This window comes from Streptomyces bohaiensis (assembly GCF_012033785.1).
Taxonomy (GTDB): Bacteria; Actinomycetota; Actinomycetes; order Streptomycetales; family Streptomycetaceae; genus Streptomyces; species Streptomyces bohaiensis.
Window position 1 is genome coordinate 1 of sequence record NZ_JAAVJC010000473.1, and the last position, 1,941, is coordinate 1,941.

Genomic DNA, 1,941 nt, shown 5'->3' on the forward strand with positions numbered 1-1,941 from the left:
GCCGTCGGCCGTCCGCGCCGTCGGCGGCAGGAGGCTCCCGCGACGACGCGGCGCCCCGACCGGGTCCGGACGCCCGACCGCCGCGCAGGCCGGCGCGTGCCGGCCGTGCCATCCGTGCTGTGCGTGCTGTGCGTGCTGTGCGTGCTGTGCGTGCTGTGCGTGCCGCTGTGCGGCGTGCGGGTCGTGCTGTCAGAACGCCGGGCGGCCGTCCGTGGAGCGGTAGCGGTCCCCCGGCGTCAGGGTGAACTCGGCGCCGGCCCGGTCGCGTGCGCTGTCCTCCATGGTGAGGTCGCCCTCGCAGTGCGCCCCCACGGCGAAGACCGCGCCGTCCTCCGAGCCGTCGGCGCACCGGCCGATCTCCTCGATCTGACGCTCCGACCGCTCCGCGTAGTGCTCCACCGCGGTCCTCACCTCACTCACCCGGCTGTCGGCGAACCCGCCGACGGCCTGCGCTGCCTCACGCGCGGTCTCGGGGTAGCTCTCCTTGTGCGCCTTCAGCCCCGAGGCCTGGCTCGCGAACCGGCTGAGAGCTCCCGCCGCGCCCTCAATGTCGATGTCCCAGTACGTCATCCCGCCCCCGTCAGTCGTCTGCCGCCCGGCACCTGCGATCACGCTGCGACCGGCTCGTCGGTTCCGTTCCCGTCGTCGCGTGCCACAACACTGTGACATCCGTCGGTGACCCGTTGCTCCCGCGTTGTCGGCGCTGCTACAGATGGGATCGGTGCGGGGTGGTGCCCCGCCGCTTCCCGGGGTGGGGAGGCTGTGTCCGGGGCGGGCGCGGTCGGTAGGCAGGTAGGGAGACGGGGGTTGTCGGTGTGGGTGCGTCGTTGATCGGTGTGGGGGACATACCGTCGTACTCGGGTGATCTGGCGGAGTTGGAGCGGTTGATCGGGGCGTTGAGCCGGTCGGCGGCGGCGGTGGAGACCGACAGCGTCGACACCCATCACACCTTCCAGGGGTTCGGCGGTAGCTATGCCACCGATCACACCGAGGAGTTGCTGGCCACGACCCGCAGTGTCAGCCGGGGCGGGCAGGACCTGGGCGAGCACGGCCGGCGGCTGGTGGAGCTGCTGACGCGGTACCAGCAGGAGATGCAGGCGATCGACCAGCGGATGCTCGGCCTGCGGGGCGAGGTCGCGTCCCTGTGGCAGCGCGTGGGGATCCACGAGCCCGAGCCGGAACACCTCGCGGCGAGCGCGGACTACACCGATGAGTTGCGCCGACTACTGGAACAGGCCGAGCGGACCGAGGGCGAGGTCGCCCTCGCGGTCAACGCACTGCTGCCGGAACCGGGCGGCACACCGCCCCCGGTCGGCCACCACGGCGCAGCGGCCCTGGCACGCCAGGTGGCGGACGCGGCCGGCCCGCTGCTGCGCACCAACGTGCTGCAGCAGCAGTGGGTGGCGGACATGCTGGACCAGCACGGGGACAACCAGGCGTTCGCCGACACCCTCGCCGACGAGTTGGGTGTCGAGGGGCTGATGCAGCTGGGCAGCCACCTCTCCCCCGCGCTGGTGCATCTGGTCTCGCGAGTCGAGCGGGGCGTCGGCACCGTCCTGTCCACCACCACCCGCGTCCCGCCGAAGCTGCAGGACGCCCACCCGCAGGACCCGGAGTTCCGGGAATGGCTGCGGACCGGGGAAGGGCGCCGCTGGCAGGACATCCTCGACCAGACCACCGCCTACGGCCACCACGAACTGGCCAAGAGCCCCGACCCTGCCGGCGACCCCCGCGAGACGTACTACGGCTACGAACGGATCATCTCCCACCTCGAAGCCTCCGACCGCCCCGCCTCCGCGCAGTACCTGTACCTGCTGACGGACGACATGATCACCGCCGAGGCCACCGACCCGCAGAAGTGGCGCCACGCCGCCTACGGCGACCCCGGCGAGATCCGCTCCGTCGACCTCCTCGACCGGCAGTTGGGCATGATCGCCCACA

Annotated in this window: 2 protein-coding genes; one reads left to right on the plus strand and one right to left on the minus strand. The window is 72.2% G+C overall.

All coding sequences use genetic code 11. The annotated features are described in order from the left end of the window. Positions 1–189 precede the first annotated feature (189 nt). Complete coding sequence (locus tag HCN52_RS24055; RefSeq protein WP_168090527.1) at positions 190–570, minus strand: DUF6507 family protein; 381 nt, start codon at positions 568–570, stop codon at positions 190–192. A gap of 266 nt (positions 571–836) precedes the next feature. Between HCN52_RS24055 and HCN52_RS24060 the strand changes: the two genes are divergently transcribed. Next, a partial coding sequence (locus tag HCN52_RS24060) for a hypothetical protein (protein WP_209314942.1) occupies positions 837–1,941 on the plus strand: 1,105 nt, incomplete at its 3' end.

Coding starts and splice junctions, on each gene's coding strand:
- HCN52_RS24055 (WP_168090527.1), bottom strand. CDS start 570: ATGACGTACTGGGACATCGACATTGAGGGCGCGGCGGGAGCTCTCAGC.